Here is a 24,523-nt window from a genome sequence, read left to right as displayed (position 1 = left end):
ACTTTTGGCACGCTGTTGAGTTCTCAAGGAACGGACGCTTCCTTCGGACCGCCTTCCAGCGGACCCTCCGGGCTTGCTTCGTTCGTGTTTCCAGCCTACCAGATGTTTTCCGCTCCGTTTTCCGGAGTTTCATTTCATCCGATTCCCGCTGGCGGGATTTCCTGCGAACTTCGTCCCGAAGCTTATCAAAGCCTCGATGCGCTCAGTTCGCGGGATTTGCTTCGTCAGAGGGCGCGCATTTCGTGAAACGCGCTCGCCTCGATTTCGGCGGTGTCGTAGACACTAACGCCCGGGCCCGACCGTTGTCCAGTCAGTCCCAACCGTTCAAACCTACTAGCCCACCCTCACCACGTCAATGGTTTGGCCGGGAGGAGAGAAGACTAGCAGGTCAGAGGAGTGTTGATCACCGCGCCTCAGGCCGCGACGGGCTGCAGGTCCGCCCGGTCGGCCGCGTCCAGGTCGCCGAACTCGCCGCCTTCGGCGGCCTTTCGGCCCAGCACCAGGGCGTAGAGGAGGAAAGCCACCTCCGCCGCCACGCCGATGGCGATCCGCGCCCAGGTCGGCAGGCCCGACGGGGTCACGAAGGCTTCGAGGACGCCGGAGACCGCCAGCACCGTCGCGAGGCCCATCGACATTCCGATGATCGAGCGTCCCTGCTCCGCCAGCGCCACCCCGCGCGTGCGCGGACCGGGGTCGATGACGGTCCAGCCGAGGCGCAGGCCGAGGCCGCCGGCCACGAAGACCGCGGTCAGTTCGAGCAGGCCGTGCGGGATGAGCAGGCCGAGGAAGACGTCGAGGCGCCCGGCGGAGGCCATCAGCCCGATGCCGATGCCGAGGTTCACCACGTTGGTCCACATCACGTAGAGCACCGGGATGCCCAGCGCGATCCCGTACAGCAGGCACTGCACGGCGATCCAGGCGTTGTTCGTCCAGACCTGTGCCGCGAAGGAGCCGGCCGGCCGGTCCGAGTAGTACGCCTCGTACTGCCCGCCGGGGCGGGTCAGCTCCCGCAGGCGGTCGGGGGTGATGAGGCTGTTGCGGACCTCCGGGTGGGTGGCCATCCACCACGCGAGCAACGCGGTGGCGAGCAGCGAGACGATCGCGACCGGCACCCACCAGCGGCGGGCTCGGTAGAGCGCGGCCGGGAAGCTCACCGTGTAGTAGCGGGCGACGTCCTGCCAGCCGTTGGTGCGGGAGCCGGTCACCGCGCTGCGGGCGCGCGAGACCAGGCCGGTCAGGCGGCTCAGCAGGGCCGGGTCGGGCGCGGCGGCCTGGACCTTGGCGAGGTGGCCGGTGGTGCGCTGGTAGAGGGTGACCAGCTCGTCCACCTCCTCGCCGCCGAGCCGGCGCCGACGGGCGAGGGCGTCCAGCCGGGCCCACTCCCCCTGGTGGGTGGCGACGAAGACGTCCAGGTCCATTCGGCGGCTCCATGATCGGCGGTGGGCGCGGACGTACGTGCGCGGGCGGGCGAACAGGCCGGCAGGTGCGTACGGACACGTGCGGCCCAGCATGCCAGCAGGGGCCCGCGGCGCGGCCCCCGGGATCTCACTTCCCGTGCGCCCGTTGGGCCCCGTATGTTGGCGGCTGCGGATCAGACAGCGGAGAGCGCGGCGTGGGGGGCCGATCCGGGCCGTTTCCCCTCCCCCGGCGTTGCCGCCCCTGGCGGTTCCGGATCCCCCGGGCGAGCCGTACGGGCTCCAAGAGCGTGAACGGACAGGTGTATTGAGCGACCTGGTGACGGGTGAGGCGGTCGTCCTCGGCCTGCAGACGGCGAAGCTTCCGAGCCGGGCACTGGCGATCGTGCTCGACCTGCTCGTGGAGTTCGCCGCCCTGTTGGTGGTCACGCTGCTGCTGAGCGTCGCCCTGGTCGGTCTCGACGGTGCGGCCCTGGCGGCCACCATGATCGGCCTGACAGTGTTCTTCCTGGTGGGCGTCCCGGTGATGGTCGAGACCCTCACCCACGGACGCTCGCTCGGCAAGGCCGCGCTCGGCCTTCGGGTGGTGCGCGTCGACGGCGGCCCGGTGCGCTTCCGGCATTCGCTGGTGCGCGGGTTGGTCGGATTCTTCGAGCTGATCGTGCTGACCGGCTCCGCCGCCGTGATCACCTCGGCGGTGAACTCGGAGGGCAAGCGGCTCGGCGACGTCTTCGCCGGGACGGTCGTCGTCCGCGAGCGCACCCCGGGTGCGGGCGGCTCCGCCACCCCGCTGCCGCCGGTGCACCCGCACCTGCTGCAGACGATGGGCCGCGAGCTGGTCGCGATGGACTTCTCCGCAGTGCCGGAGCCGCTCTGGCTCGCTATCCGCCAACTGCTCGGCAGGGTGGGGCAGTTGGATCCAGTGGTGATGGACCGGATGACCGCCGGGCTGGCCTCGGACCTGTCCGCCCGGATCGGCCACCCGATGCCCCCGGGACTGCACCCGGCGGCGTACCTGGGCGCGGTGCTCACCGAGCGCCAGCGACGGGAGTGGCTGCGCGCCCAGGAGCGGCTGCGGGCGGCCGGGCCGGTCCCCGTGCAGGTGCCCGCACCCCGCCCGGCCTCCGGTCCGGTGCCCACCACGGCCGACGGCCGACCCCTCCGGGTCCTCGGCGTCCCGACCGCGCCCGCACCGGACGCCCCCGTGCCGACCGCCCCGCCGCTGCCGACCACTCCGCCGACCCCGTCCTTCGACAAGCCCGCCGCCGGCACCGGCTTCGCCCCGCCGTCCTGACCTCCGCCGCCCCACCACCCGGCACCGAGCACCCCGAGCACCCCGATACCCCGGCACCCGCGAAGGCCGCCCACCCACTACTCCTCGTCGTCCCCGACTACTCCTCGGCGTCCCCGATGTCGTCCCCCACCCGCCAGGCGTTCGGCGGCGACTCCAGCTCCTCCAGCTCGATCCCGCCCGCCGCCAGCACCACGTCCCCCGCCAGGTGCACGACCTGCTGCTCCCCCGTCTCCAGGTCCGCGACCTGGTAGCGCTCGACCAGCAGCGGCCCCGAGTCCGTCTCGTGCGTGTCGACGCCCTCCAGCAGCCACCCCTGGTCGAGGGTGCGCGGCGCCAGCACCGGCTCGGTGAACGCCACCAGCCGCACCCGCGCGCTCGCCCCTTGCCGCAGCCGCAGCAGCCGGGCGGTGGCGACCAGGAAGCCCGGCGAGCCGCCGGTGAAGGCGTGCGCCCGGTCGTGCCCCTCCACCGCGTGTTCGCCACGGGGGTCGGCCGCGTCGGTCCGGACCCAGGCCACGCCGTCCACGGCCCCGCCGCGCACCTGCCAGCCTCCGGCCCGCAGCTCCATCCGCAGCGGCCGGGCCCGCGAGTCCAGCGTGAGGTCGACGCTGCCGATCACCCGGCCGTCCGGTGCGTAGGTCTTGGAGACGTACCGCCACCCGGCCGCCCCGGGGGCGCAGCTGAAGCGCTCCTCGCCGAGCAGGACGTGGTCGTGCGTGTCGTGGAGCGAGTAACGGCCATTGGGCATGCCCGGAAGCCTACGTGTGCGTCTCGCGTGCAACCTTCTCCGGTCGCCCGCGCATTAGGGGTGTGGACGGCGCCGGACCGGTGCCGCCGCAGCGACGAGAGGGGGTGCGGATGGCGAAGCAAACGCGCGACGAGGAGTTCACGGAGTACGTGGCCTCCAGGAGCGGCTGGCTGCGGAAGGTCGCGTATCTGCTGTGCGGGGACTGGCACCGGGCCGACGACCTGGTGCAGGAGACGATCACCAAGCTGTACGTGAACTGGGCGAGGATGGCGCGGGTGGAGAACCGGGACGGCTACGCCCGGCGGATCCTGGTGAACACCTTCCTGGCCGAGCAGCGCTCCCCGTGGTGGCGGCGCACCGTCCGTGCGGGGGCCGAGCCGGACACGGTGGCGGGCGGCGTCGACCTGGACGCCTCGCTCGACCTGCGCCGGGCCCTCTCCGCCCTCCCGCCCCGCCAGCGGGCCACGGTGGTGCTCCGCTACTACTGCGACCTGTCCATCGAGCAGGCCGCCGAGGCCCTGGGGTGTTCTTCCGGCAACGTCAAGAGCCAGAGCTCTCGCGCGCTGGACGCCCTGCGCGGCAGCCTCACCGCCCGTCCCGCCGTCGCCGAGAGGATGTCATGACTACTGCCGATCCCCACGACCTGGCCACCCGAATGACGGACCTGGCCGACGAACCGGCGCCGCCGGCGGGCTTCGACGCCGGCCGGTCCATGGCCGAGGGCGCGGCCCGGCTGCGCCGTCGCAAGCTGGCCGTGACCGGCGCCGTCGCGGCCGCGACGGCCGCGGTGGTGACCGGCGGCACGCTCCTGCTCCCGGGCAACGGCACCGCCGCACCCCTACGACCGGCCGTGCCCGCGGTGGCCACCACCGCGGCCCCGACGGTCACCCCCACCCCGACCGCAGCACCGGACCGGACCGGGGCCGACCCGCTGACCCCCGAGCTCCGGTTCGGCCGGCTGCCGGAGTGGGCCGGCGGCGAGAACGGCGTCAGCTACCAGACCGGCTTCCACGGCGTCGACTCGCTGGCGAGCGGCCGGGGCGAGAACGCCCCGAGCCTGCGGCTCTCGCAGCTCCCGGCCGGGTCCCAGCCCCCGATGACCGGGCCACCCGGCAGCACCGTCCGCACGGAGGCGGCCGAGCCGGTCGGCGGCCGGACCGCCTACTGGGTGGTCTCCGACGCGCCGCCGTACGACAAGCCCACCCTGCGGTGGCTGACGCCCTCGGGCGGCTGGGCGGAGCTCTCGGGCTCCGGCGGCCGGCCGGCGGACATCTCGCGGGAGGTCCTGCACGACGTGGCCGCCGGGGTCGGGTACGGCACGTGGGACGTCCCGCTGCCGGTCCGGTTCAGCGGACTGCCCGAGGCCTTCGAGGCCACCAACGTCCAGCTGAGCCGTCCGGGTTCGGACGGCAAGGGCGCGTGGAGCATGTGGCTGATGCTCCAGGCGGAGAGCCGGAACGTCTGGTTCACCGTGAAGCCGGCCGCCCCGGGGGCCCCGGCATCACCGACCGGCAAGGACGGGTCGCCGCAGACCGGCCCGAATGCGCCGCTGTGCTCCGTGGGCAACGGGGTGCAGGTGTGCGTCGGGGCCGGGGCCGACCTGCCGCCCTCGCTGGAGCGGCTCGGCGGACTGCCGTGGATGCTCGCCCACACCACGGCGCTCGGCGTGGACGCGAGCACCTGGACGACCGACGTCATGCGCTGACACCGGCCGGACGCGCCGGTGGCCGGCACCCCTGGACGGGGTGCCGGCCACCGGCGTACGGCCACTGACGGGTCAGTAGCGGTACTGCTCCGACTTGTACGGGCCCTCGACCGGAACGCCGATGTAGTCGGCCTGGTCCTGGGTCAGGGTGGTCAGCTTCACGCCCAGCGCGTCGAGGTGCAGGCGGGCGACCTTCTCGTCCAGGTGCTTCGGCAGCACGTAGACGCCGATCGGGTACTGCTCGGTCTTCGTGAACAGCTCGATCTGGGCGATCGTCTGGTTGGCGAAGGAGTTGGACATCACGAAGGACGGGTGGCCGGTCGCGTTGCCCAGGTTCAGCAGGCGGCCCTCGGAGAGGACGATGATGGTGCGGCCGTCCTCCTTGCGCCACTCGTGGACCTGCGGCTTGACCTCGGTCTTCACGACACCCGGCAGCTGCGCCAGGCCGGCCATGTCGATCTCGTTGTCGAAGTGGCCGATGTTGCCGACGATGGCCTGGTGCTTCATCCGCGCCATGTGGGAGGCCAGGATGATGTCCTTGTTGCCGGTGGTGGTGATGAAGATGTCGGCGGTCTCGACGACGTCCTCGAGGGTGGCGACCTGGTAGCCGTCCATCGCCGCCTGGAGCGCGCAGATCGGGTCGATCTCGGTGACGATGACGCGGGCGCCCTGGCCGCGCAGCGACTCGGCGCAGCCCTTGCCGACGTCGCCGTAGCCGCAGACGACCGCGACCTTGCCGCCGATCAGGACGTCGGTGGCGCGGTTGATGCCGTCGATGAGCGAGTGGCGGCAGCCGTACTTGTTGTCGAACTTCGACTTGGTGACCGAGTCGTTGACGTTGATGGCCGGGAACAGCAGCTGGCCGTCACGGTGCATCTCGTACAGGCGGTGGACACCGGTGGTGGTCTCCTCGGTCACGCCCTTGATGGTGGCGGCGACCTCGGTCCACTTGTTCGGGGTGTCCTTCAGGGTGCGGTTGAGCAGCTCCAGGATGATCCGGAACTCGTCGTTGTCCGCGGTGGACGGGTCCGGCGCGGCACCGGCCTTCTCGAACTCGACACCCTTGTGGATCAGCAGGGTGGCGTCGCCGCCGTCGTCCAGGATCATGTTCGGGGTCTTGCCGTCAGGCCAGGTCAGGGCCTGCTCGGTGCACCACCAGTACTCCTCCAGGGTCTCGCCCTTCCAGGCGAAGACCGGCACGCCCTGCGGGTTCTCCGGGGTGCCCTCCGGGCCGACGGCGATGGCGGCGGCCGCGTGGTCCTGGGTGGAGAAGATGTTGCAGGAGCACCAGCGGACCTCGGCACCGAGCGCCGTCAGGGTCTCGATCAGCACGGCGGTCTGGATCGTCATGTGCAGCGAGCCGGTGATCCGGGCGCCGGCCAGCGGCTGCGACTCGGCGTACTCGGCGCGGATGGACATCAGGCCGGGCATCTCGTGCTCGGCCAGCTGGATCTCCTTGCGGCCGAACGGCGCCAGGGAAAGGTCGGCGACCTTGAAGTCACCGGTGATGTCGGTCGACATGCGTCTGCTCCTCGCTGATGGGGGGGTGGGGCCAAAGGTCCGGGCGTGTGTCGCGCGCGGCAGGACGTACGGGTGCACGCCACGCCTGGGCGACCGGAATCCCGCGGTGGCGGACCGGTGCCCTGGTGCGCAGCACAAACCGTCGGAGGACCTCTCTCCCTCGACCGGCGCACACCCCACGGGCACGGGCCACCGATCGACCGCCATCAGCAGCGACGTTCTGGCTCTGGTGACGAATCTACACCGACGGCCCTGTCGGCCGTCTGCCGATGGCCGATTTCGGCCCCGGCCACGACCGGGGCTCCAGCCCCGCCCCAGGCCGTCAGTGCGCGGCCTCCGGGCCCGGTCCGCCGGGCGTGGCCGCCGGGTCCGCGCCCGCCGCGGCCTTCTCGGCGCTGTAGACGTCGGGCTCCAGGTAGATCGCCCGCGCGATCGGGACGGCGGCCCGGACCCGCTCCTCCGCCGCGTCGATCGCCTCCGCCACCCGGGCCGCGCTGTCCTGCGCGTTGACGCCGATCTTGGCGGCGACCAGCAGTTCCTCCGGACCGAGGTGCATGGTCCGCATGTGGATCACCCGGGTGACGGAGCGGCCGTCCACCAGCGCCTCGCGGATCCGCCGCACCGCGTCCTTGTCGGCGGACTCGCCGAGCAGCAGCGACTTGGTCTCCATGGCGAGCACCACGGCGATCACCACCAGCAGGACGCCGATGCACAGGGTGCCGATGCCGTCCCAGACGCCGTCTCCGGTGATCACGGTGAGCGAGACGCCGAACAGCGCGAGCAGCAGGCCGATCAGCGCGCCGGTGTCCTCCAGCAGCACGACCGGCAGCTCCGGCGCCTTGGCGGTGCGGATGAACTGCACCCAGCTCCGGCCGCCCTTGACCTTCGCCGACTCCCGCATCGCGGTCAGGAAGGACCAGCCCTCCATCGCGATGGCGAAGACCAGCACGCCGACCGCCCAGATCCAGGAGTCCAGCGGCTCGGGGTGGTTGACCTTGTGCCAGCCCTCGTAGATCGCGAACAGGCCGCCGACGCTGAACAGCACGATGGCCACCAGGAAGGCGTAGATGTAGCGCTCGCGGCCGTACCCGAACGGGTGCTCCTCGTCCGCCTCCCGGCGCGCCCGCTTGCCGCCGATCAGCAGCAGCACCTGGTTGCCGGAGTCGGCCACCGAGTGCACGCCCTCGGCCAGCATCGAGGACGAACCGGTGAAGCCGAAGGCGGCGAACTTGGCCGCCGCGATCGCCAGGTTCGCGGACAGCGCCGCCACCAGTGCCTTGGTGCCGCCTTCGGTGCTCATGCCTGGAAAGTCCTCACGGGTCGGTCGGCGTCGTCGATCGCTTACCGTACCGGCCGCGCGACCCGGCCCGGTCGACCGTCTCAGGACTGTGCGGCGGCGAGGCCCAGGTAGACGGCGGCGAAGTCGGTCAGCGCGACCAGGTCGACCAGGGCGTGCAGCCCGTCCGACCGGGCGCTCGCGTACTCGGTCAGCCGGACGTCGTGCGCGGCGGCGAGCCGGTGCGCCCGGGTCACGCCGAAGCTGCGCGGCCCCGCGTCCTCCTCCGACACCTCGACCGGGCCGTCCTGCTCGTCCGGCGATCCGCCGGCCGGGCCCGGGACGTGCCGCAGCAGCAGGACCTGCAGGTGCAGCGGGTCCGGCTCCTCGACCCGGTCGCGGAAGAAGTCGTCCGGGTCCGCGCCCGCCCCCAGCTGCCCGGTGAACATGCCGCGGTGGGCGGTGAGCACCTGCGGCAGCTCCCCGGCCAGCGCGGGCCGGCCGGCCCGGTCGGCCAGCTGGGCGGCGAAGCGGGCGGCGGCGGCCCCGGCGATCGGGCCCTCGGCCCACAGCAGCGGAACCGTCCCGGCCAGCCGCGCGGCCAGGCCCTTCGCCGGGTTGGTGTACGCGGCGGCGTCGGGGCGGCAGCGCACGGCGGTGGCGTCCAGCAGGTCGGCGACGCCGGGCAGCACGTCGTACGGCAGCTGGGTGAGGCCGATCTTCTGGGCCAGCGCCAGCAGCGGGGCGAGGTGGGACCAGAGCGCGGCCGGGTCCTCGGGCGGCAGGTCCGGCTCGGCGGCCGCGGCGGCGGGCCGGCCGTCCTCGGGCAGCACCGAGGTGACGTACGGCAGCGGCAGCGCGCGCACCTGCAGGGCGGCCCCGGCCAGCGGACTGCCCGCCGGGGCGGTGACGACGATCGCGCAGCCGCGCGCGTAGGCCTGCTCGGCGAGGGCGACCAGGCCCTGCTCACCGCCGTCGGCGGAGCTGATCACCAGCAGGTCGAGCGGGCCGGCCCAGCCGGGCAGTTGCCAGCCGAGCCCGGCGGTGAAGGCGGGTCGGGCGCCGGACCGGTCGGCGCGCGGGGCGGTCACCTCGGCCGGCGGCAGCGGGACGACCAGGCTCGCGGTGCCGGCCAGCGCGGTCAGCATCCCGGCCGCGGTCAGCACGCTGCCGTGCCCGGCGACCAGGACGGCGCGCGGTCGGCCGTCCGGGCGCAGCCGGTCGAGGCCGGCCGCGTCGGCCTGCCGCAGCGCGGTGCGGACCCGGGCACCGGCACCGGCCAGGGCCAGCAGGGCGCGGTCCTGATCGGCACGCTGCAGGGCGGCCGGGTCGTCGAGCAGGGTGTCGTCGAGCATGCGGCTGGCCTCCGGGTGCGGTCCTGGGCGGCTGGCGGGGTGGGGCTTCGCCCCAAGGATCAGGCCGGGCGGCGGGCCTCGTCCACCAGGAGGACCGGAATGCCGTCGCGGACGGGGTACGCGAGGCCGCAGTCCGCGCCGGTGCAGACCAGCTCGGGCTGCTCCTCGGTGCCGCCCTCGGCGAGCGCGGCCCGGCACTGCGGGCAGACCAGGATCTCCAGCAGGAAGGATTCGAGCTTCATGGGGCTCTCCATAGTTCGGTGGTGGCACGGAGGTGCCCCGGCCGATAGGCAACCCTACCGGCCGGGGCACGAGCGCCTCGGGTCAGGCGCGCTTCACCCGGTCGCGGAGCCCGGCCGCGGAGCCCGGCCGCGGAACTCGGGCCGCCGAGCTCAGCCGCGGAGCTCAGCGCCGGACCGAAGCCGCGACACTCAGCGGCCGCGGCACTCAGCGGCAGAGCTCAGCCGCGGACGACGGCGAGCACGCCGTCGCGCAGCTCGGCCATCCTCGCCGGGTCCTTGGCCTCGACGTTCAGGCGCAGCAGCGGCTCGGTGTTGGAGGCGCGCAGGTTGAACCACCAGTCCTGGCCGGCCACGGTCAGGCCGTCCAGCTCGTCCACGGTGGTGCCCTCCAGGCCCGCGTAGGCGGCGCGGACGGCGGCGGTGCTGGCGGCCTGGTCGGCGACGGTGCTGTTGATCTCGCCGGAGGCCGCGTAGCGGTCGTACTCGGCGGTGAGCTCGGACAGCGTGCCCGGCTGCCCGCCGAGCGCGGCCAGCACGTGCAGCGCGGCCAGCATGCCGGTGTCGGCGCGCCAGAAGTCGCGGAAGTAGTAGTGGGCGGAGTGCTCGCCGCCGAAGACGGCGTCGGTGACGGCCATCTCCTGCTTGATGAAGGAGTGGCCGACCCGGGTGCGCACGGGCTTGGCGCCCAGCTCGCGGACCACCTCGGGGACAGTCCAGGAGGTGATCAGGTTGTGGATGATCGTCGGCTCGGCCTCGCCGGCGGCCTGGGCCCGGGCGATCTCGCGGGCGGCGACCAGCGCGGTGATCGCGGACGGGGAGACCGGTTCGCCGCGCTCGTCCACCACGAAGCAGCGGTCGGCGTCGCCGTCGAAGGCCAGGCCCACGTCGGCGCCGACCTCGCGGACCTTGGCCTGCAGGTCGACCAGGTTCTTCGGGTCGAGCGGGTTGGCCTCGTGGTTGGGGAAGGTGCCGTCCAGCTCGAAGTACATCGGGACGAGCTCGATCGGCAGGCCGTCGAAGACGGTCGGCACGGTGTGGCCGCCCATGCCGTTGCCGGCGTCCACCGCGACCTTGAGCGGGCGGATCGCGGTGAGGTCGACCAGGCCCAGCAGGTGGTCGGCGTAGCCGCGCAGGGTCTCCTGCGCGGAGAGCGCGCCGGGCTTCACGTCCTTGGCCGGGATCGTGACGGTGTCGTCCTCGGCGGTCCAGGACTCGACCAGCTCGCGGATCTCGGCCAGGCCGGTGTCCTGGCCGACCGGGGCGGCGCCGGCCCGGCACAGCTTGATGCCGTTGTACTGGGCCGGGTTGTGGCTCGCGGTGAACATCGCGCCGGGCAGGTCGAGCTTGCCGCTGGCGTAGTAGAGCTGGTCGGTCGAGCAGAGCCCGATCTGCACCACGTCGGCGCCGTAGGCCGCGGCACCCTCGGCGAAGGCCAGGCTGAGCGACGGGGAGGAGGGGCGCATGTCGTGGCCGACCACGATCGCGGACGCGCCGGTGACCTGGACGAACGCGGCACCGAAGGCCCGGGACAGGCTCTCGTCCCACTGGTCCGGGACGACGCCTCGGACGTCGTACGCCTTCACGAGCTGCTTGAGGTCGCGCACTGCGGCTCCACCCTGGTCTCTGTACTGGTCGGTCGGGATGTGTCGGGCCACCGCCCGCCCGGTCGACGGGCGCGGTGGCGGTAGACCGGCAGCGTACCCGGGCCGGACGAACGCCCCGTGCCGGGAGAGGCGTCAGTTGTCGGGCGAGCGCAGCACCCGGAGGTGGCCGCGGCGGCTGCCCTCGGTGGAATCGCCCTCGGACGGGCGGCCCTGACGGGGGGTCTGCGGGCGGGCGGCCTCGCGCACGGCGTTGGCGAGGGCCTCCAGGTCGTCGCTGCTGCGGCGCAGCGGCCCGGCCTCGGCGGCGAGCCGGACGACCTCCCAGCCGCGCGGGGCGGTGAGGCGCTCGGCGTGCTCGGCGCACAGGTCGTAGCAGTGCGGCTCGGCGTAGGTGGCGAGCGGGCCCAGGACGGCGGTCGAATCCGCGTAGACGTACGTCAGCGTCGCGACGGCCGGCCGGCCGCACGCGGTCCGCGAACAACGACGTACAGAGCTCACGAGGGTGGACGGTACCGCACTCCCCGCCGGGGAGCGAAGACCGCCTGCCCGGAGGGTGTGCCGTGTCGCCTCCGAGCGCCGGGGCCGCGTACCGGCCGCCCCGGGTGATTCCCCGTCGGAGTGGTCCACTTCCGACCGTCCAAGGACTACTCTCGGCAGTGATATGGACAGCTCCGCACCGCAGTCATCGACAGGCCCAGCGCGCCGCCCCCGGCACCGCGACCGGCACGGCAGGGGGCTGCGCGGCCCGCTGGCGCCGCCACAGGTGCCGATCTCGCTCACCCGCTCCGAACTGTTCGACGACTACGTGCGCGAGTCGGTGGAGCGGCTGGAGCGGCGTTGGCCGCAGCTGATCGAGGTGGAGTTCGCCGTCCAGGAGGTGCCGCTGCACGAGCCGGACGGCGCCGACGTCGAGGACGGCGTGCCGCTGGGGCGGGTGTCGCCGGGCCGGCAGGGGCGCAAGAGCCAGATCGTGGTGTACCGGCGGCCGGTGGAGATCCGGGCGAAGACCCGGGAGGACCGCGCGGCGCTGGTGCACGAGATCCTGATCGAGCAGGTCGCCGAGCTGCTGGGGCTCTCGCCGGACGCCATCGACCCGCGCTACGACGAGGACTGAGCGACGAGGACCGAGCAGGGGGCCGGGTCGGCCGCCGGAGGCAAGCCGGTCGGGGGCGGCACCCGGGAGGTGCCGCCCCTTCGGCGTGCCAGGCGCGGTCGGCGCCGTCAGCACGGTCAGCGCAGGACGACGCCCGGGTCCTGGGCGGCCTGCGGGACCTTGACGGTGCTGTGGTCGTCGCGCAGCGCCTGGACGGTGAACATCGGCACGTCCTTGGTGGGGATGGAGAGCATCCGGGCGGCGACCACCGGGCCGCCGGAGACGGTCTCCACGGTGAGCGCGAAGACGCCGTTCAGCCCGGCGGGCTCGGGTGCCGGGAGGGCGACCGTGCCGCCGGCCGGGATCTGGACCTCCTTGGTGGCCGGGGTGCCGCCGCCGCTGCCGGCCGAGGCGGTGACCCGGACGGTGGCGGCGTCGCCGGCGGAGGTCAGGTAGAGCGTGGAACCGCCGGCCCGGTTGTCGGCGACGGTGGCGCGGGCGCCGACCGGGTTGCTGCCGGTGAGCCAGGCCGCGTCGGACTTGCCGTTGGCCGCCGCCCGGTCGACCCGCAGCCCGGCCACGACCGGGGTGGGGTGCTTGGGGTCGCTGGGCGACACCCGCAGGCCGGCGACCTCGTCCCGGGTGACCTTGCCGAGGTCGACGGCGGCCACCATGCCCGCCTTGACGTGGATCGACTCGTTGCCGGCCGGGGTGAACCAGCCGTTCTTGCCGGAGAGCTGGATCTTCAGGTCCGCGTCGTCCTCCGGCGGCGCCCAGACCACCAGGCGGGCGGAGGTGGTGTCCGCGGGCAGACCGGGCAACACCTGGGTGTCGGCCGGGGCGGCCGAGGCGGGGATCCAGTCGGCGCCCTTGTTGCCGTCGGCGGCGTGCAGCGCGGCGCCGAGCCGGCCGGAGCGGACCACCACGTGCACGGCGAGGTCGGTGACGGCGCCCTTGGTGAGGGTCGACAGCAGGACGGCCTGGGAGCTGCCGGGGGCGACGGTCAGGCCGTTGGCGGCGTCGTTCTCGATCAGGCCCTTGTCGCCGTACAGCTTGATGTCGACCACGGCGGCGGAGGACTCGGTGTTGACCAGGCTCAGGTAGTCGACCCGGTCGCCGGCCGTACTGGCCCCGGCGAACCAGAAGCCGGTGCCGGCCGGGGTGCAGGTGAGGCCGGACAGGCCGAGGCCGCGCTGCTCGGTGACCACGGTGGTCTGGGTGACGGTGAAACCGGGGGCGAGGGCGCCGGTGGCGACCGCGCCGGTGCCGGGCGCGGTGTCCCCGTTGGCCGCCGGGCCGGTGGCCGGGGTGCCGGCCTTGGCCAGGGTCAGCCGGGCGTCCGCGGGCGCGGCGTTCTTGTCCTGGGCCTGGGCGGTCGGGGCGCCCGAGCCGGTCGGGGCAGGGGTGGCGGGCGCGGTGGCCGTCGGGGTGGCCGCGGCCGAGGGGGTGCCGGACGGCTGGGCGGCGGGCACGGCGGGCGCGGACGCGTCGGAGAGCCAGCCGGTGCCGCCGGTGGCGGAGCCCGTCCCGGGCGGGGTGTAGGCGGAGAGCGTGGTCGAGCCGGTCAGGCTCTGCAGCGGCTGCGGGCAGACCGCGCCGGTCCGCTCGACCTGCGCGGTGGTCGGGGCCGCTCCCGCGTCCGCCGTGGCCGGGGCGGCCGGCGGGCGCACCTGGGCGATCCCGAACACCGCCGCGAGCACCACGGCGGCGGCGAGCAGGGACGGCGTGGTCCTGGTCCCGCCGGCCTTCCCGGCGAACCGGCCGGGCCCGGCGGCCGGGCCCTTCCCGGTCGGCTCGGCCGCGTCGGCCGACTCGGCCGGCTCCGGCGCGAAGGCGGTCCCGGCGGGCTCGGAGGCCTCGTCGGCGCCGGACTTCTTCCTGAATGCGGGCTTCTTCATCGCGGGTCAGCTCCCCGATCCGGGCTGGTGCGGGTACCGGCCGGTCCCGTTGGGGTCGTTCGGGTCGTAGTAGGGCTCGGTCTGCGGCTGCCCCGGCAGCCAGGGCTGCTGGTGCTCGGGCTGCTGGTACGCGTCGTAGCCGTACGGCTGCTGCTCCGACGGGTACGGCTGCTCGTAGCCCTGCTGGGGGTAGGCCTGCGGCTGCCGGCCGTCGTACCCCTGACCGTCGTAGCCCCGGCTCTCGTACCCCTGGCCGCCGTACGGCGCGGCCACCGGCTGCTGGGCCGCGTACTGGTCGTAGCTGTACGGGTCGGCCTGCTGGTACGTCTGGTACGGGTCGGTGTACGGCTCGGCCTCCTGGACGGCGGCGGCCGCCTGGACCGCCTCCGTCACCGGTTCGCCGGCCGGCTGCGCCGGGACGGCGCCCGGCCGGCCCTCGTACACCCCGGTCTCGTCGGCGCCGGGCTCGCCCTCGCCGCGCTCGGCCATCCGGCGGGCCCGGCGGCTGCCGGGGGCGGGGGCCTGCGCCTGGGCGGCGGCGGCCAGCGCGGCGGCGGCCACCACCTCCTCGGGCAGGTCGTCGTCGTTGTGGTTGCGGCGGCCGGGCAGGGCCAGCACCAGGATGGTCAGGCCGAGCAGCACCTGGGCCCAGATCCAGCCGGTGTGGGCGAAGCCGTCCTCCCGGGTGACGGCCAGCTTGCCGCCGCCGGCCGGGAGCTTGAAGCCCTGCGCCCAGCCGTCGACCGTGGTGGGCTCCAGCGCGGCGCCGTTCACGGTGGCCTTCCACTCGGGGGCGGCGAGCTCGGCGAGCCGCAGCACCCGACCGTCCGGACCTGCCGGGACGGTGGTGGCGAGGTCGCGGGCCCCGGACGGGACGACCACCGGGTTGGCGCCCGGGCTGGTGATCACCGCGCGGACCGCGGGGGCGCCGTTGACCTGCCAGAGCGCGGTGCCGTTGTCCTGGTTGGTCTTGACCAGGCCGGGCGTGGTGTCCAGGACGTCCCTGAAGACGTCGATCACCGGCTGCTCGACCAGCACGTAGGCGATGCCGTAACCGGCCAGGGCGTTGGCCTGGTCGGCGCCGGAGCCGGCCAGCAGGCTGCCGACCATCCGGTTCAGGCCGTCCTGGGTGCCGGTCGCCGGGTCGACGGTGGACTCGGCCTGGCCGAGCGTCAGACCGGCGCCGCGCACCACGGTGTAGCGGACGGCGCCGCCGCCCTTCTCGCCGGTGACGACGAGCGTGCGGGACCGGTCGGTGGTGCCGGCCTCCTCGGCGATGAAGGCGGGCACCTGGCCGATCTCGGCCCGGTGCAGCGGCTTGCCGGCGCCGGTCAGCGCCCACCACAGGCCGGTGCCCAGCGGGGCCAGCACCGCGGCGGCCACCACCAGGGCGGCCACCGGCTGGCGCCAGCCGAAGGCGATCCCGGCGACGCGGGCGTTGGCGCCGTCGGCGCCGATCGCGGCCGCGGCCAGCAGGGCGATCCCGGCGATCAGGGTGGCCGGGCCGGCCCAGGCGGGCACCGCCGGTCCGCCGGAGGCCGGGGTGACGGAGGCGCCCGCCACCACGACCGAGAAGACCAGGCCCGCACCGGCCGCGCCCCAGGCGGCGAGCACCGCGCGGCGGCGGTCGGCGCGCAGCAGCGCCGCGAGCGCGGAGAGGACGACGCCCGCGGAGAGCCAGATCGGCGGCACGCCCGCGCCACCCGGGTTGACCAGCAGCAGCCCGGCCGCGCTCGCGCCGGTGCCGTGCAGGCCGGGCAGCCCGGCCTCCAGCAGCAGCGACTGCGGGTGCGACAACACCTTGAGCGACCACGGGGCCAGCACGGCGACCGGGACCGCGAGGATCACCAGGACGCGCAGGCCGAGCAGCCGCAGCGCCGTACCGCCGGAGCCGAAGGCACCGCCGCGCAGCACCGCGACGACCAGCATCGCGAGGCACAGCGGAACGGCGAGCGCCCAGGTCAGCGGGACGAAGGCGGTGGCCAGGGTGAGCAGCAGGACGGCCATCCAGACCGGCCGCCAGCCCGGGCGGGCGCCCTTGGCGGCGCTCTCGTCCCGGATGCCGAGGCCGGCCGCGATCGCGGCGGCGCGGGCCAGCGGCGGCAGCAGCACGGCGAGGACGGCGGTGCCGATCCGGCCCTGGGCGAGCGCGCCGGTCGCGGCGGGCAGCAGCGCGTAGGTGGCGCTGGCCCAGGCGCGGACCAGCTTGGAGTCCAGCAGTGGCCGGGAGACCAGGTAGGCGCTGACCGCGGCCAGCGGGACGGTGAGCACGACGAGCAGGGTGAGCGCGAGGTCGGCGTTGTCGAACAGCAGCCAGGAGAGCACCGCGAGCACACCGAGGTACGGCGGTGCGGCGGCGGTGGAGCCGGTGCCGATCGGGTGCCAGGCGTCCGCGTACATCGCCCAGAGGCCGCCCGCGCCGTCGGAGGCGGGCAGCAGGGCGCCGCCGAAGAGCTCGCCGGTGCCGAACAGGCCGCGGCAGGCGATCAGGGCGAACACCAGCAGGGCCGCGAACAGCACCGGCGCCGGGCGCCGGGCGAGCTTCTTGATCAGCGCGAACTGCTCGACGACCAGGTCCTCGGAGTCGTCGTCGCCACCGGCCTCGGCCGAGCCGTGCCGGCTGCCGGTGTCGTCGCCGCCCCCTATCCCGAGCGAGCCGACGACGCCCTCGACGGCCAGACGGGTGGTGGCGCCGGGCGCCGGGAAGAGCGTGCGGTCGTCCAGGGCGTCCGCCGCCCTGGTCCGGGCGCGCTGTTTGCGCGCGGCCAGCAGTCTGGGGAAGCGGACGAGTTCGTGGCCGAGGCCGGCGAGCTCGTCGACGGCCTGGCGCGGGTCCTTGCCGAGCAGGTTGGTGACGGCCCGCAGCAGGGTGCCGAGCACCAGCCGCAGCAGGACGTAGGGGAAGAGCACGCCCCGGCAGTTGGCGAGCAGGGTGTAGACGGCGCCGGCCTTGTCCACCCGGTGCGGGTGGGAGGAGGCGCAGTCGATGGCACGGCGTTCGCGGCCGGCGGCCTCGGCGTGCCGCAGCACGGCGTCGGGGGCGATCACGACGCGGTGGCCGGCGGCGTTGACCCGCCAGCAGAAGTCGGTGTCGTCCCGCATCAGCGGGAGGGCCTTGTCGAAGCCGCCGAGCTCCTCGAAGACGTCCCGGCGCACCAGCATGCCGGCGCTGGAGACGGCGAGCACCGGGCGGACCTGGTCGTGCTGGCCCTGGTCCTGCTCGCGGCGGTCGAGGCCGGTCCAGCGGCGGCCGGAGCGGGCGATGGTGACGCCGACCTCCAGCAGCTGGCGGCGGTCGTACCAGCTGCGCAGCTTGGGGCCGACCACGGCGGCGCTGGGGGTGGAGTCGGCGACCTGGAGCAGGCGGCGCAGCGCGTCGGTCTGCGGCTCGCAGTCGTCGTGCAGCAGCCAGAGCCACTCGACCGGCTGGGTCTCGCGCGGGCCGCCACGGCCGAGGTCGTCCTCCTGGGCGAGCGGGTCGCCGAAGTCGTCCCAGCCGCCGGTGACCGGGTCGTAGCCGGAGGGGTCGAGCCGGTAGGGCAGGTCCTCGGGGCGCAGCGGCGGGCTGTTGAAGACCGCCTCGGCGACGGCGGTGCCGAAGCCGGCCCGGCGGCCGAGGATCAGCGGGCCGCTCTCGGGGAGCCACTCGGCGAGGGTGTCGGCGAGCAGCTGCGGGGAGGTGTCGGTGGAGCCGGTGTCGACCGCGAGGACGCGCTGGACCTGGCGGTCCTGGCCAAGCAGGCCCGCCAGCGCCTGCGGGAGCCAGCGGGCGCCGTCGTGCGAGACGATCACCGCGGTGACCAGGTGGCGCGGGTAGGCGGGCGGCCGGGAAGCGGTGAAGCCGCTCTGGTGGCTGTAGACGGTCATCGAGTGCGCGGGCCCCAGTTCTCGGTGGACACAGCCGGTGAACGGCAACCGGATGGCGCACCACACTAACGGCTCCGGGTGGACGCTTCGTCCGGGGTGCCGGTGCGGGGACGGTGAAGGAGCTGGTGGGGAGCCGTTCGGGGAGCTGTTCGGGGAGCTGTTCGGGGAGCTGTTCGGGGAACCGGTCGCGGAGCCGGTGGAGCAGCCGGTCGGGGAGGCGGCGGGAGCGGGCCGGGAACACGAAAGCGCCCCACCATCGCGGTGAGGCGCCCGTACGGCTGTGCGGTTGTCCGTCGTTGTCGAAGGGTCAGCGGGGGCCGGGGGCCGATCCGTCAGACCGCGCTCTTCTTGAGCCGACGGCGCTCGCGCTCGGAGAGGCCGCCCCAGATGCCGAAGCGCTCGTCATTGGCGAGGGCGTACTCCAGGCACTCCGAGCGGACCTCGCAGGCGAGGCAGACCTTCTTGGCCTCGCGGGTCGAGCCGCCCTTCTCGGGGAAGAAGGACTCGGGGTCGGTCTGGGCGCAGAGTGCGCGCTCCTGCCAACCGAGTTCCTCCTCGTCCTCCGCGATGCCGTCCCCGATCAACAGCTCAAAGAGCTCGCTCATGTGGCGCGCCTCCTCTGCCCCTACTTGGCGTCCCCGTGGTTGCCGTTGCCTCGTGCGGCTGACGACACGAGTGAAATTACAGTTGCGTCACTCTGGCCCAGTCAAGCCGAGCTCTGGTATTGGGGCCAGGATTCACTCCCCGGCACCAAGCCGTTACAAATAGTGTACATATTCGGACACAACGGACCTTCCGCCACAAGGCCCTGAGCAGCGCCGAACCGTCCGCAGCCATGGGCCAGGTGACGCTCGGTCACCACCACAGGCCGGTCATCGGCCTGCCTTCCCGGCGATCTTCCCATCGAAACATAGAGAGTGACGAATCACCCCATCGGGGCAAGATCCGGACCTAACCCCCTCGAATGCCGCACCCTCCGGTTTGACACGGACACCGCGCATGCGGTGTCCTTTCCCCTATGTCAGAGTTCACCAGCCCCCGGAGCGGTTCCACGCTCCGCCGTGCCGTGAACTCTTGTTGTCGCCTCTGTTCCTGCTGTATCTAGGCGCCCGCGTCCCACCGCGCGCCGCCCCCAGGAAACACAGAGGCCGCCCGCGATTCCCGCCCCAGGACATCCCGGATCCGGCTGATCCCGACGAACCAGCCGACACTTCCGAGGACGACTCCCGTGCGCATGATCCGCGTCCGCAGGCGGAACCGCGACCGCAACAAGCTCACCCGGCTCGGCCCCGCCGCCGCCCGCTCCCCCCGTCCGGTGGACGGGCAGCGCTGGGCGGACGGGCTCAGCGACGTCTCCATCGCCGGCGACCCGCTCGCCTTCCCGCACCTGGCCCGCACCGACCTGCCGGCCCACCCCACCACCGTCGCCGAGTACGCGCGGCTGGTCCGCGAGATCGCCGCCGACCGCGCCCGCTGGGAGCCGCTGGTCCGCTACGACGCGCTGACCCGCTGGTACGCCCGGCTGGAGACCGGCCCGGGCTACGAGGTCTGGCTGCTCAGCTGGCTGCCCGGCCAGAGCAGCGGCTTCCACGACCACGGCGACTCCTCCGGCGTGATGACCGTCGTCCGGGGCGAACTCATCGAACGCTCCCTCACGCACGCCGGCGAGTCCTCCCGCGTCCTGCGGCCCGGCGGGATGGGGGTCCCCCCGGCCGGAGGCTGGGGGAGGGTCTTCTCCGCCGGCTACCTGCACGAGGTGGTCAACGGCGCGCTCGAACCCGCCGTCTCCATCCACCTCTACACCCCGGGCCTCACCGAGATGAACCAGTACGGCGGCCACGCCGTCCCCGAGCGGCACGCCCAGCAGCCCGCGGAGCAGTACGGCGAGCAGTACGACGAGCAGCCCGCGGAGCAGCCGCGGGCGCGGTCCGAGCGGCACTGAGGGCACGCTGACGGACGGTCGGACCGTGGCAGGATGAGCCCATGCGCATCGTGGCACTGGCAGGCGGAATCGGCGGAGCACGCTTCCTGCGCGGACTCCGCGCGGCGGTCGGACCGCAGGACGAGATCACCGTCATCGGCAACACCGGCGACGACATCCACCTCTACGGACTCAAGGTCTGTCCCGACCTCGACACCGTGATGTACACCCTCGGCGGCGGCATCCACGAGGAGCAGGGCTGGGGCCGGACCGACGAGACCTGGTCGATCAAGGCCGAGATGAAGGAGTACGGCGTCGGCCCGGAGTGGTTCGGGCTCGGCGACCGCGACTTCGCCACCCACCTCGTCCGCAGCCAGATGCTCACCGCCGGGTACAGCCTCAGCCAGGTGACCGAGGCCCTGTGCGTGCGCTGGAAGCCCGGCGTGCGGCTGCTGCCGATGAGCGACGACCGGGTCGAGACGCACGTGCGGATCACCGACGAGCAGGGCACCCGGGCGATCCACTTCCAGGAGTACTGGGTCAGGCTGCACGCCGCCGTCACCGCCGAGGCGATCATCCCGGTCGGCGCCGACACCGCCAAGCCCGCGCCCGGCGTGCTGGAGGCGATCGCCGGGGCCGACGTCATCCTCTTCCCGCCCTCCAACCCGGTCGTCTCGATCGGCACCATCCTCGCCGTCCCCGGCATCCGGGAGGCCGTCGCCGCCGCCCCGGCCCCGGTCGTCGGGCTCTCCCCGATCATCGGCGGGGCGCCGGTGCGGGGCATGGCCGACAAGGTGCTCGCCGCCGTCGGCGTCGAGGCGACCGCGGAGGCCGTCGCGCTGGACTACGGCTCCGCGCTGATCGACGGCTGGCTGGTCGACACCGCTGACGAGGCGTCGGTGGCCGCGGTCGAGGCCGCCGGGATCGCCTGCCGGGCCGTCCCGCTGCTGATGACCGACGTCGAGGCCACCGCCGAGATGGCGCGGGCGGCGCTGGCGCTGGCGGAGCAGGTCCGCGGGTGACCGCGCTGGAGATCCTGGGGGTCGAGGGGATCCCGGAGGTCGAGGCCGGGGCCGACCTCGCCGCGCTCATCGCCAAGGCCGGCACGTACCTGGACGGCGACATCCTGCTGGTCACCTCGAAGATCGTCAGCAAGGCCGAGGGCCGGCTGCTGCGGGCCGCCGACCGCGAGGCCGCGATCGACGCCGAGACCGTCCGGGTCGTCGCCCGGCGCGGACCGGCCCGGATCGTCGAGAACCGCAACGGCTTCGTCATGGCCGCCGCCGGGGTCGACGCCTCCAACACGGCGCCCGGCACCGTGCTGCTGCTGCCCGAGGACCCGGACGCCTCGGCCCGCGCGCTGCGGGCCCGGCTGCAGCGGCTCACCGGCCGCCGCCTGGCCGTCGTCGTCACCGACACCTTCGGGCGGCCCTGGCGCACCGGGCTCACCGACGTCGCGATCGGCGCCGCCGGGCTGTCCGTGCTGGACGACCACCGCGGGCGCACCGACAGCCACGGCAACGAGCTGGTGCTCACCGTCACCGCGACCGCCGACGAACTCGCCGCCGCCGCCGACCTGGTGAAGGGCAAGGCGACCGACGTCCCGGTGGCGGTGGTGCGCGGCCTGGGCCGGCTGGTCACCGCCGAGGACGGCGAGGGCACCCGGCCGCTGGTCCGGCCCGCCGCGGACGACATGTTCCGGCTCGGCACCTCCGAGGCCCTGCGGCAGGCCGTCACCCTGCGGCGCACCGTCCGCTCCTTCACCGCCGAGCCGGTCGACCCGGCCGCCGTCCGCCGCGCCGTCGCGGCCGCCGTCACCGCGCCCGCCCCGCACCACACCACGCCGTGGCGGTTCGTGCTGCTGGAGTCGCCCGACACCCGCACCCGGCTGCTCGACGCGATGCTCGCCGCCTGGCAGCGCGACCTGCGCGAACTCGACGGCTGGGACGAGGCGAAGATCGCCCGCCGCACCGCCCGCGGCGACGTCCTGCGCGACGCGCCGTACCTGGTGGTGCCCTGCCTGGTGACGGACGGCGCGCACGACTACCCCGACGCCCGGCGCGCCGCCGCCGAACGGGAGATGTTCACCGTCGCGGCCGGCGCCGCCGTGCAGAACCTGCTCGTCGCCCTCACCGGCGAGGGCTACGGCTCCGCGTGGGTCTCGTCCACCATGTTCTGCCGCGACACCGTGCGCGCCGCCCTGGACCTGCCGGCCGGCTGGGACCCGATGGGCGCCGTCGCCGTCGGCCGCCCCGCCGAAGCCCCGCGCGAACGCCCGAAACGCGACGCCGCCGCCTTCATCGAGGTCCGGTAGCGGCCGCAGGCTCGGTGGCCGCCGCCCCGCGACGAACGGGGCGGCCGGTCAGCGGCGGCGGTGGTCGTTGGGGTTGAGGCGGGGGCCGTAGCGCGGGGCGCGGGCACCGGTGGCCATCAGGAGGCGGCAGACCCGGTGACGGTGCGGCCGGTAGGGCTCCAGCAGGAGGAGCATCTGGGCGTCGTCGCTGCGGGGCCGGCCGGCCAGCGCCCAGCCGACCAGGTCGGGCAGGTGGAAGTCGCCGACCGAGACCGCGTCCGGGTCGCCGTTGCTGCGCTGCAGGGTCTCGGCCGCCGTCCAGACGCCGATGCCCGGGACGGCGGTGAGGCGGGCGAACGCCTCCTCGTGGCCCATCGCCGACGCCTCCTCCAGGCGCGGCGCCAGCCGGACGGCCCGCATCACGGTCGCGGACCGCTTCGGGTCCACGCCGGCCCGGTGCCACTCCCAGCTCGGTATCAGCGCCCACTCCCGGGCCGACGGCGCCACCCGCATGCCCTCGGCCGGGCCCGGCGCCGGGGTGCCGAAGTCCCGCAGCAGGGTGCGCCAGGCGCGGTACGCCTCGTCGGTGGTGACCTTCTGCTCCAGGATCGCCGGGACCAGCGACTCCAGCACCAGGCCGGTCCGGGTCAGCCGTACCCCGGCGGTACGGCGCTGGGCGTCCCGCAGCGGACCGGGCGGCAGCACCAGCGCCTCCGGCTCGTCCTCCGCGCCCAGGAGCGCGGGCAGGCGGTCGAGCAGCCAGTCCGCGCCCGGGCCCCAGGCGGTCGCCTCGATCTCGCCCGCGGCGGGGCGCGACAGCACCCGCAGGGTGCCGACGCCCCCGGGGGTGCGGGAGGCGCGCCAGACGGCGCCGTCCCCCGCGGTCCGGTACGCCGGGTCCGCCGGGCCGCGGCGCAGCGGCAGCAGGGTCCGGGCCGCGTCCAGCGGGAAGCCCGGCCGCCAGCGCCGCACCGAGCCGCCGGCCGTACCGTCCGTCCCGCCCGCCACTGCCGTCGCCTCCTCCGCCGCCGTCGTCACCCGTGGGGATATGAACGATACGCGGCTGCCGGAGCCGTCCTCCGGGGCCGGGACCCGGGGTGCGCGGGCGCGGGGCGTGGGCCTCAGGAGGCCGGGGGCCGGAGGCGGACCGCCGCCGCGCGCAGGGCGGGGAGCCGGGCGTACAGGGCGTTGCCCGGGCACTCCGTGGCGAAGGCGTCACGGTGGCCGGAGACGGCGTCGAAGTCGACGGCGGTGCCCCGGGGGTAGCGGCCGGCGTCGGTGCCGGACGTGAGCGTGGTGCGGCCGTCGGCGGCCCGGCCGCCGAGGCCGAGCTTCCAGGCGGCGACGGCGGCGAGGCCGTCGAGCAGGGGCTGGGGCGGCTGGTCGCCGACGTAGGTGCCGATCGCGGCGACGCCGGCCGAGTCGGTGTTGAAGCCGAGGGTGTGGGCGCCGTGGACGGGCCGGTCGACGCCGCCGGCCCGGCCCTCGTAGACCGTGCCGCAGCGGTCGACCAGGAAGTTGTAGCCGATGTCCCGCCAGCCGCTGGTCCTGACGTGGTACCGGTGGATCGACCTGATCACCCGGGGCGCGTCCGAGCAGGCGTAGTCGGTGGCGGTCGCGGTGTGGTGGACGAAGACCACCCGCACCGGACCGGTGTAGACGGAGCCCGGCTCGCGCAGTGACTCGTCGGCGCCCCAGCCCGCCCGGGTGACGATGGCCGGCCGCCGGGCCCGGTGGCCGTCGGCCGGTCCGGGCGGCTCGGCGGGCAGGGCGCGGACGGCCGGTGCGGCGGCGCCCGGGCCGGGGTCGACCAGGTCGAGCCGCAGTCCGGGCGGCGGCCCGGCCGGGCCGGGCCGGACGTCGACCGCGACGCCGTCGCTGCGGCCGGTCCACAGGGGTGCGGTGGCGCCGTGCGGCGCGTGGTCGGGGCCGTCCTCGCCGTCGGCCTCCAGTCGGCGCCAGTCACTCCAGCGTCCGGTGTCCGCGTCCCGGGTCCGGACCCGGACCTCGGCGCCGGCGAGCGCGTCCGACGGGCCGTCCCAGCCGACTCCGAGGAGTTCGAACGGCCGGGTGCCGCGCGGGGCGAGGCCGTGACCGGCGGGGAGCGGGAGCGAGGTGGTCGAGCCACCGCCGGCGAAGTCGTGGCGCTGTGGGCCCGACGGATCGGCGGCGGCGGGGGCAGCGGGCTGGAGGAGCAGGGCCGCGGTGCAGCCGGCGAGCAGGGTGGCCGGCAGGGAGAGGCGCATGAATCGGATCGTCGCCGTAAACCGGGGCGCGCGCCACGCCGCCCC

At 74.6% G+C, this 24,523-nt stretch carries 21 protein-coding genes; 8 read left to right on the top strand and 13 right to left on the bottom strand.

What is annotated here, in order from left to right; all coding sequences use genetic code 11:
• The coding region (locus AB0Q99_RS33060) for a hypothetical protein (RefSeq protein ID WP_363577732.1) at positions 1 to 246 on the top strand (246 nt) is incomplete at its 5' end.
• A 167-nt stretch (positions 247 to 413) separates the two neighbouring features.
• Here the strand turns inward: AB0Q99_RS33060 and AB0Q99_RS33055 are convergent.
• Positions 414 to 1,418 (bottom strand): stage II sporulation protein M, encoded by a 1,005-nt coding sequence (locus tag AB0Q99_RS33055; RefSeq protein ID WP_363577730.1) that lies wholly within the window; start codon positions 1,416 to 1,418, stop codon positions 414 to 416.
• Positions 1,419 to 1,722: 304 nt separating this feature from the next.
• Here AB0Q99_RS33055 and AB0Q99_RS33050 point away from each other — a divergent pair, with 304 nt between their 5' ends.
• Positions 1,723 to 2,709: an RDD family protein gene (locus AB0Q99_RS33050; protein ID WP_363577728.1), complete on the top strand. Its 987-nt coding sequence runs from the start codon at positions 1,723 to 1,725 to the stop codon at positions 2,707 to 2,709.
• 97 nt (positions 2,710 to 2,806) lie between these two features.
• On the opposite strand, the gene AB0Q99_RS33045 is transcribed toward AB0Q99_RS33050, so the two are convergent.
• Positions 2,807 to 3,457 (bottom strand): hypothetical protein, encoded by a 651-nt coding sequence (locus AB0Q99_RS33045; RefSeq protein ID WP_363577726.1) that lies wholly within the window; start codon positions 3,455 to 3,457, stop codon positions 2,807 to 2,809.
• 110 nt (positions 3,458 to 3,567) lie between these two features.
• On the opposite strand from AB0Q99_RS33045, the gene AB0Q99_RS33040 reads away from it, so the two are divergent.
• On the top strand, positions 3,568 to 4,080 hold the full coding sequence (locus tag AB0Q99_RS33040; protein WP_363577724.1) for a SigE family RNA polymerase sigma factor: 513 nt from the start codon (positions 3,568 to 3,570) through the stop codon (positions 4,078 to 4,080).
• A complete protein-coding gene (locus tag AB0Q99_RS33035; protein WP_363577722.1) occupies positions 4,077 to 5,162 on the top strand; it encodes a hypothetical protein in 1,086 nt (361 codons plus the stop codon). The genes AB0Q99_RS33040 and AB0Q99_RS33035 overlap by 4 nt, the downstream gene beginning before the upstream one ends.
• 72 nt (positions 5,163 to 5,234) lie before the next feature.
• Here the strand turns inward: AB0Q99_RS33035 and ahcY are convergent, their stop codons facing one another.
• From ahcY to AB0Q99_RS33005, 6 genes are all read right to left on the bottom strand, one after another.
• Positions 5,235 to 6,683 (bottom strand): adenosylhomocysteinase, encoded by a 1,449-nt coding sequence (gene ahcY, locus AB0Q99_RS33030; RefSeq protein ID WP_363577720.1) that lies wholly within the window; start codon positions 6,681 to 6,683, stop codon positions 5,235 to 5,237.
• 322 nt (positions 6,684 to 7,005) lie between these two features.
• Positions 7,006 to 7,983 carry a cation diffusion facilitator family transporter gene (locus tag AB0Q99_RS33025; RefSeq protein WP_363577718.1) on the bottom strand — a complete coding sequence of 326 codons (978 nt, stop codon included), beginning with the start codon at positions 7,981 to 7,983 and terminating at the stop codon, positions 7,006 to 7,008.
• 80 nt (positions 7,984 to 8,063) lie between these two features.
• On the bottom strand, positions 8,064 to 9,314 hold the full coding sequence (locus AB0Q99_RS33020; RefSeq protein ID WP_363577716.1) for an SIS domain-containing protein: 1,251 nt from the start codon (positions 9,312 to 9,314) through the stop codon (positions 8,064 to 8,066).
• A gap of 59 nt (positions 9,315 to 9,373) precedes the next feature.
• Entirely contained in the window at positions 9,374 to 9,556 is a 183-nt protein-coding gene (locus AB0Q99_RS33015; protein ID WP_097237660.1) for a Trm112 family protein, read from the bottom strand.
• 218 nt (positions 9,557 to 9,774) lie between these two features.
• Positions 9,775 to 11,160: a phosphomannomutase/phosphoglucomutase gene (locus AB0Q99_RS33010; RefSeq protein ID WP_363577714.1), complete on the bottom strand. Its 1,386-nt coding sequence runs from the start codon at positions 11,158 to 11,160 to the stop codon at positions 9,775 to 9,777.
• 132 nt (positions 11,161 to 11,292) lie between these two features.
• Positions 11,293 to 11,658 (bottom strand): DUF3499 domain-containing protein, encoded by a 366-nt coding sequence (locus AB0Q99_RS33005; RefSeq protein ID WP_363577712.1) that lies wholly within the window; start codon positions 11,656 to 11,658, stop codon positions 11,293 to 11,295.
• A 163-nt stretch (positions 11,659 to 11,821) separates the two neighbouring features.
• Here AB0Q99_RS33005 and AB0Q99_RS33000 point away from each other — a divergent pair, with 163 nt between their 5' ends.
• Positions 11,822 to 12,274 carry a metallopeptidase family protein gene (locus AB0Q99_RS33000; protein WP_363577710.1) on the top strand — a complete coding sequence of 151 codons (453 nt, stop codon included), beginning with the start codon at positions 11,822 to 11,824 and terminating at the stop codon, positions 12,272 to 12,274.
• A gap of 116 nt (positions 12,275 to 12,390) precedes the next feature.
• Here the strand turns inward: AB0Q99_RS33000 and AB0Q99_RS32995 are convergent, their stop codons facing one another.
• From AB0Q99_RS32995 to AB0Q99_RS32985, 3 genes are all read right to left on the bottom strand, one after another.
• Positions 12,391 to 14,151: a DUF5719 family protein gene (locus tag AB0Q99_RS32995; RefSeq protein WP_363577708.1), complete on the bottom strand. Its 1,761-nt coding sequence runs from the start codon at positions 14,149 to 14,151 to the stop codon at positions 12,391 to 12,393.
• Positions 14,152 to 14,157: 6 nt separating this feature from the next.
• A complete protein-coding gene (locus tag AB0Q99_RS32990) occupies positions 14,158 to 18,018 on the bottom strand; it encodes a glycosyltransferase (RefSeq protein WP_363577706.1) in 3,861 nt (1,286 codons plus the stop codon).
• A 332-nt stretch (positions 18,019 to 18,350) separates the two neighbouring features.
• Positions 18,351 to 18,623, bottom strand: coding sequence for a WhiB family transcriptional regulator (locus AB0Q99_RS32985; protein WP_030062195.1), 273 nt, complete (start codon positions 18,621 to 18,623; stop codon positions 18,351 to 18,353).
• A 710-nt stretch (positions 18,624 to 19,333) separates the two neighbouring features.
• On the opposite strand from AB0Q99_RS32985, the gene AB0Q99_RS32980 reads away from it, so the two are divergent.
• Genes AB0Q99_RS32980 through AB0Q99_RS32970 form a run of 3 tightly spaced genes read left to right on the top strand, consistent with a single transcriptional unit; the run spans position 19,334 to position 22,253 of the window.
• A complete protein-coding gene (locus tag AB0Q99_RS32980; RefSeq protein WP_363577739.1) occupies positions 19,334 to 19,960 on the top strand; it encodes a cysteine dioxygenase family protein in 627 nt (208 codons plus the stop codon).
• Between the two features lie 41 nt (positions 19,961 to 20,001).
• Positions 20,002 to 20,961: a 2-phospho-L-lactate transferase gene (cofD, locus tag AB0Q99_RS32975; protein WP_363577704.1), complete on the top strand. Its 960-nt coding sequence runs from the start codon at positions 20,002 to 20,004 to the stop codon at positions 20,959 to 20,961.
• Complete coding sequence (locus AB0Q99_RS32970; protein ID WP_363577702.1) at positions 20,958 to 22,253, top strand: coenzyme F420-0:L-glutamate ligase; 1,296 nt, start codon at positions 20,958 to 20,960, stop codon at positions 22,251 to 22,253. Before cofD ends, AB0Q99_RS32970 begins: the two co-directional genes overlap by 4 nt.
• A gap of 48 nt (positions 22,254 to 22,301) precedes the next feature.
• Here AB0Q99_RS32970 and AB0Q99_RS32965 read toward each other — a convergent pair whose 3' ends face one another.
• The gene (locus tag AB0Q99_RS32965; RefSeq protein WP_363577737.1) at positions 22,302 to 23,204 is read right to left on the bottom strand and encodes a DNA-3-methyladenine glycosylase 2 family protein; all 903 of its coding nucleotides are present in this window, start codon (positions 23,202 to 23,204) and stop codon (positions 22,302 to 22,304) included.
• Between the two features lie 149 nt (positions 23,205 to 23,353).
• On the bottom strand, positions 23,354 to 24,478 hold the full coding sequence (locus AB0Q99_RS32960; protein WP_363577701.1) for a peptidoglycan recognition protein: 1,125 nt from the start codon (positions 24,476 to 24,478) through the stop codon (positions 23,354 to 23,356).
• Between the last annotated feature and the right edge of the window lie 45 nt (positions 24,479 to 24,523).

The sequence above is a fragment of the Kitasatospora sp. NPDC086791 genome, assembly GCF_040685975.1.
GTDB lineage: Bacteria > Actinomycetota > Actinomycetes > Streptomycetales > Streptomycetaceae > Kitasatospora.
This window is presented reverse-complemented; position numbering and strand designations above follow the sequence as displayed.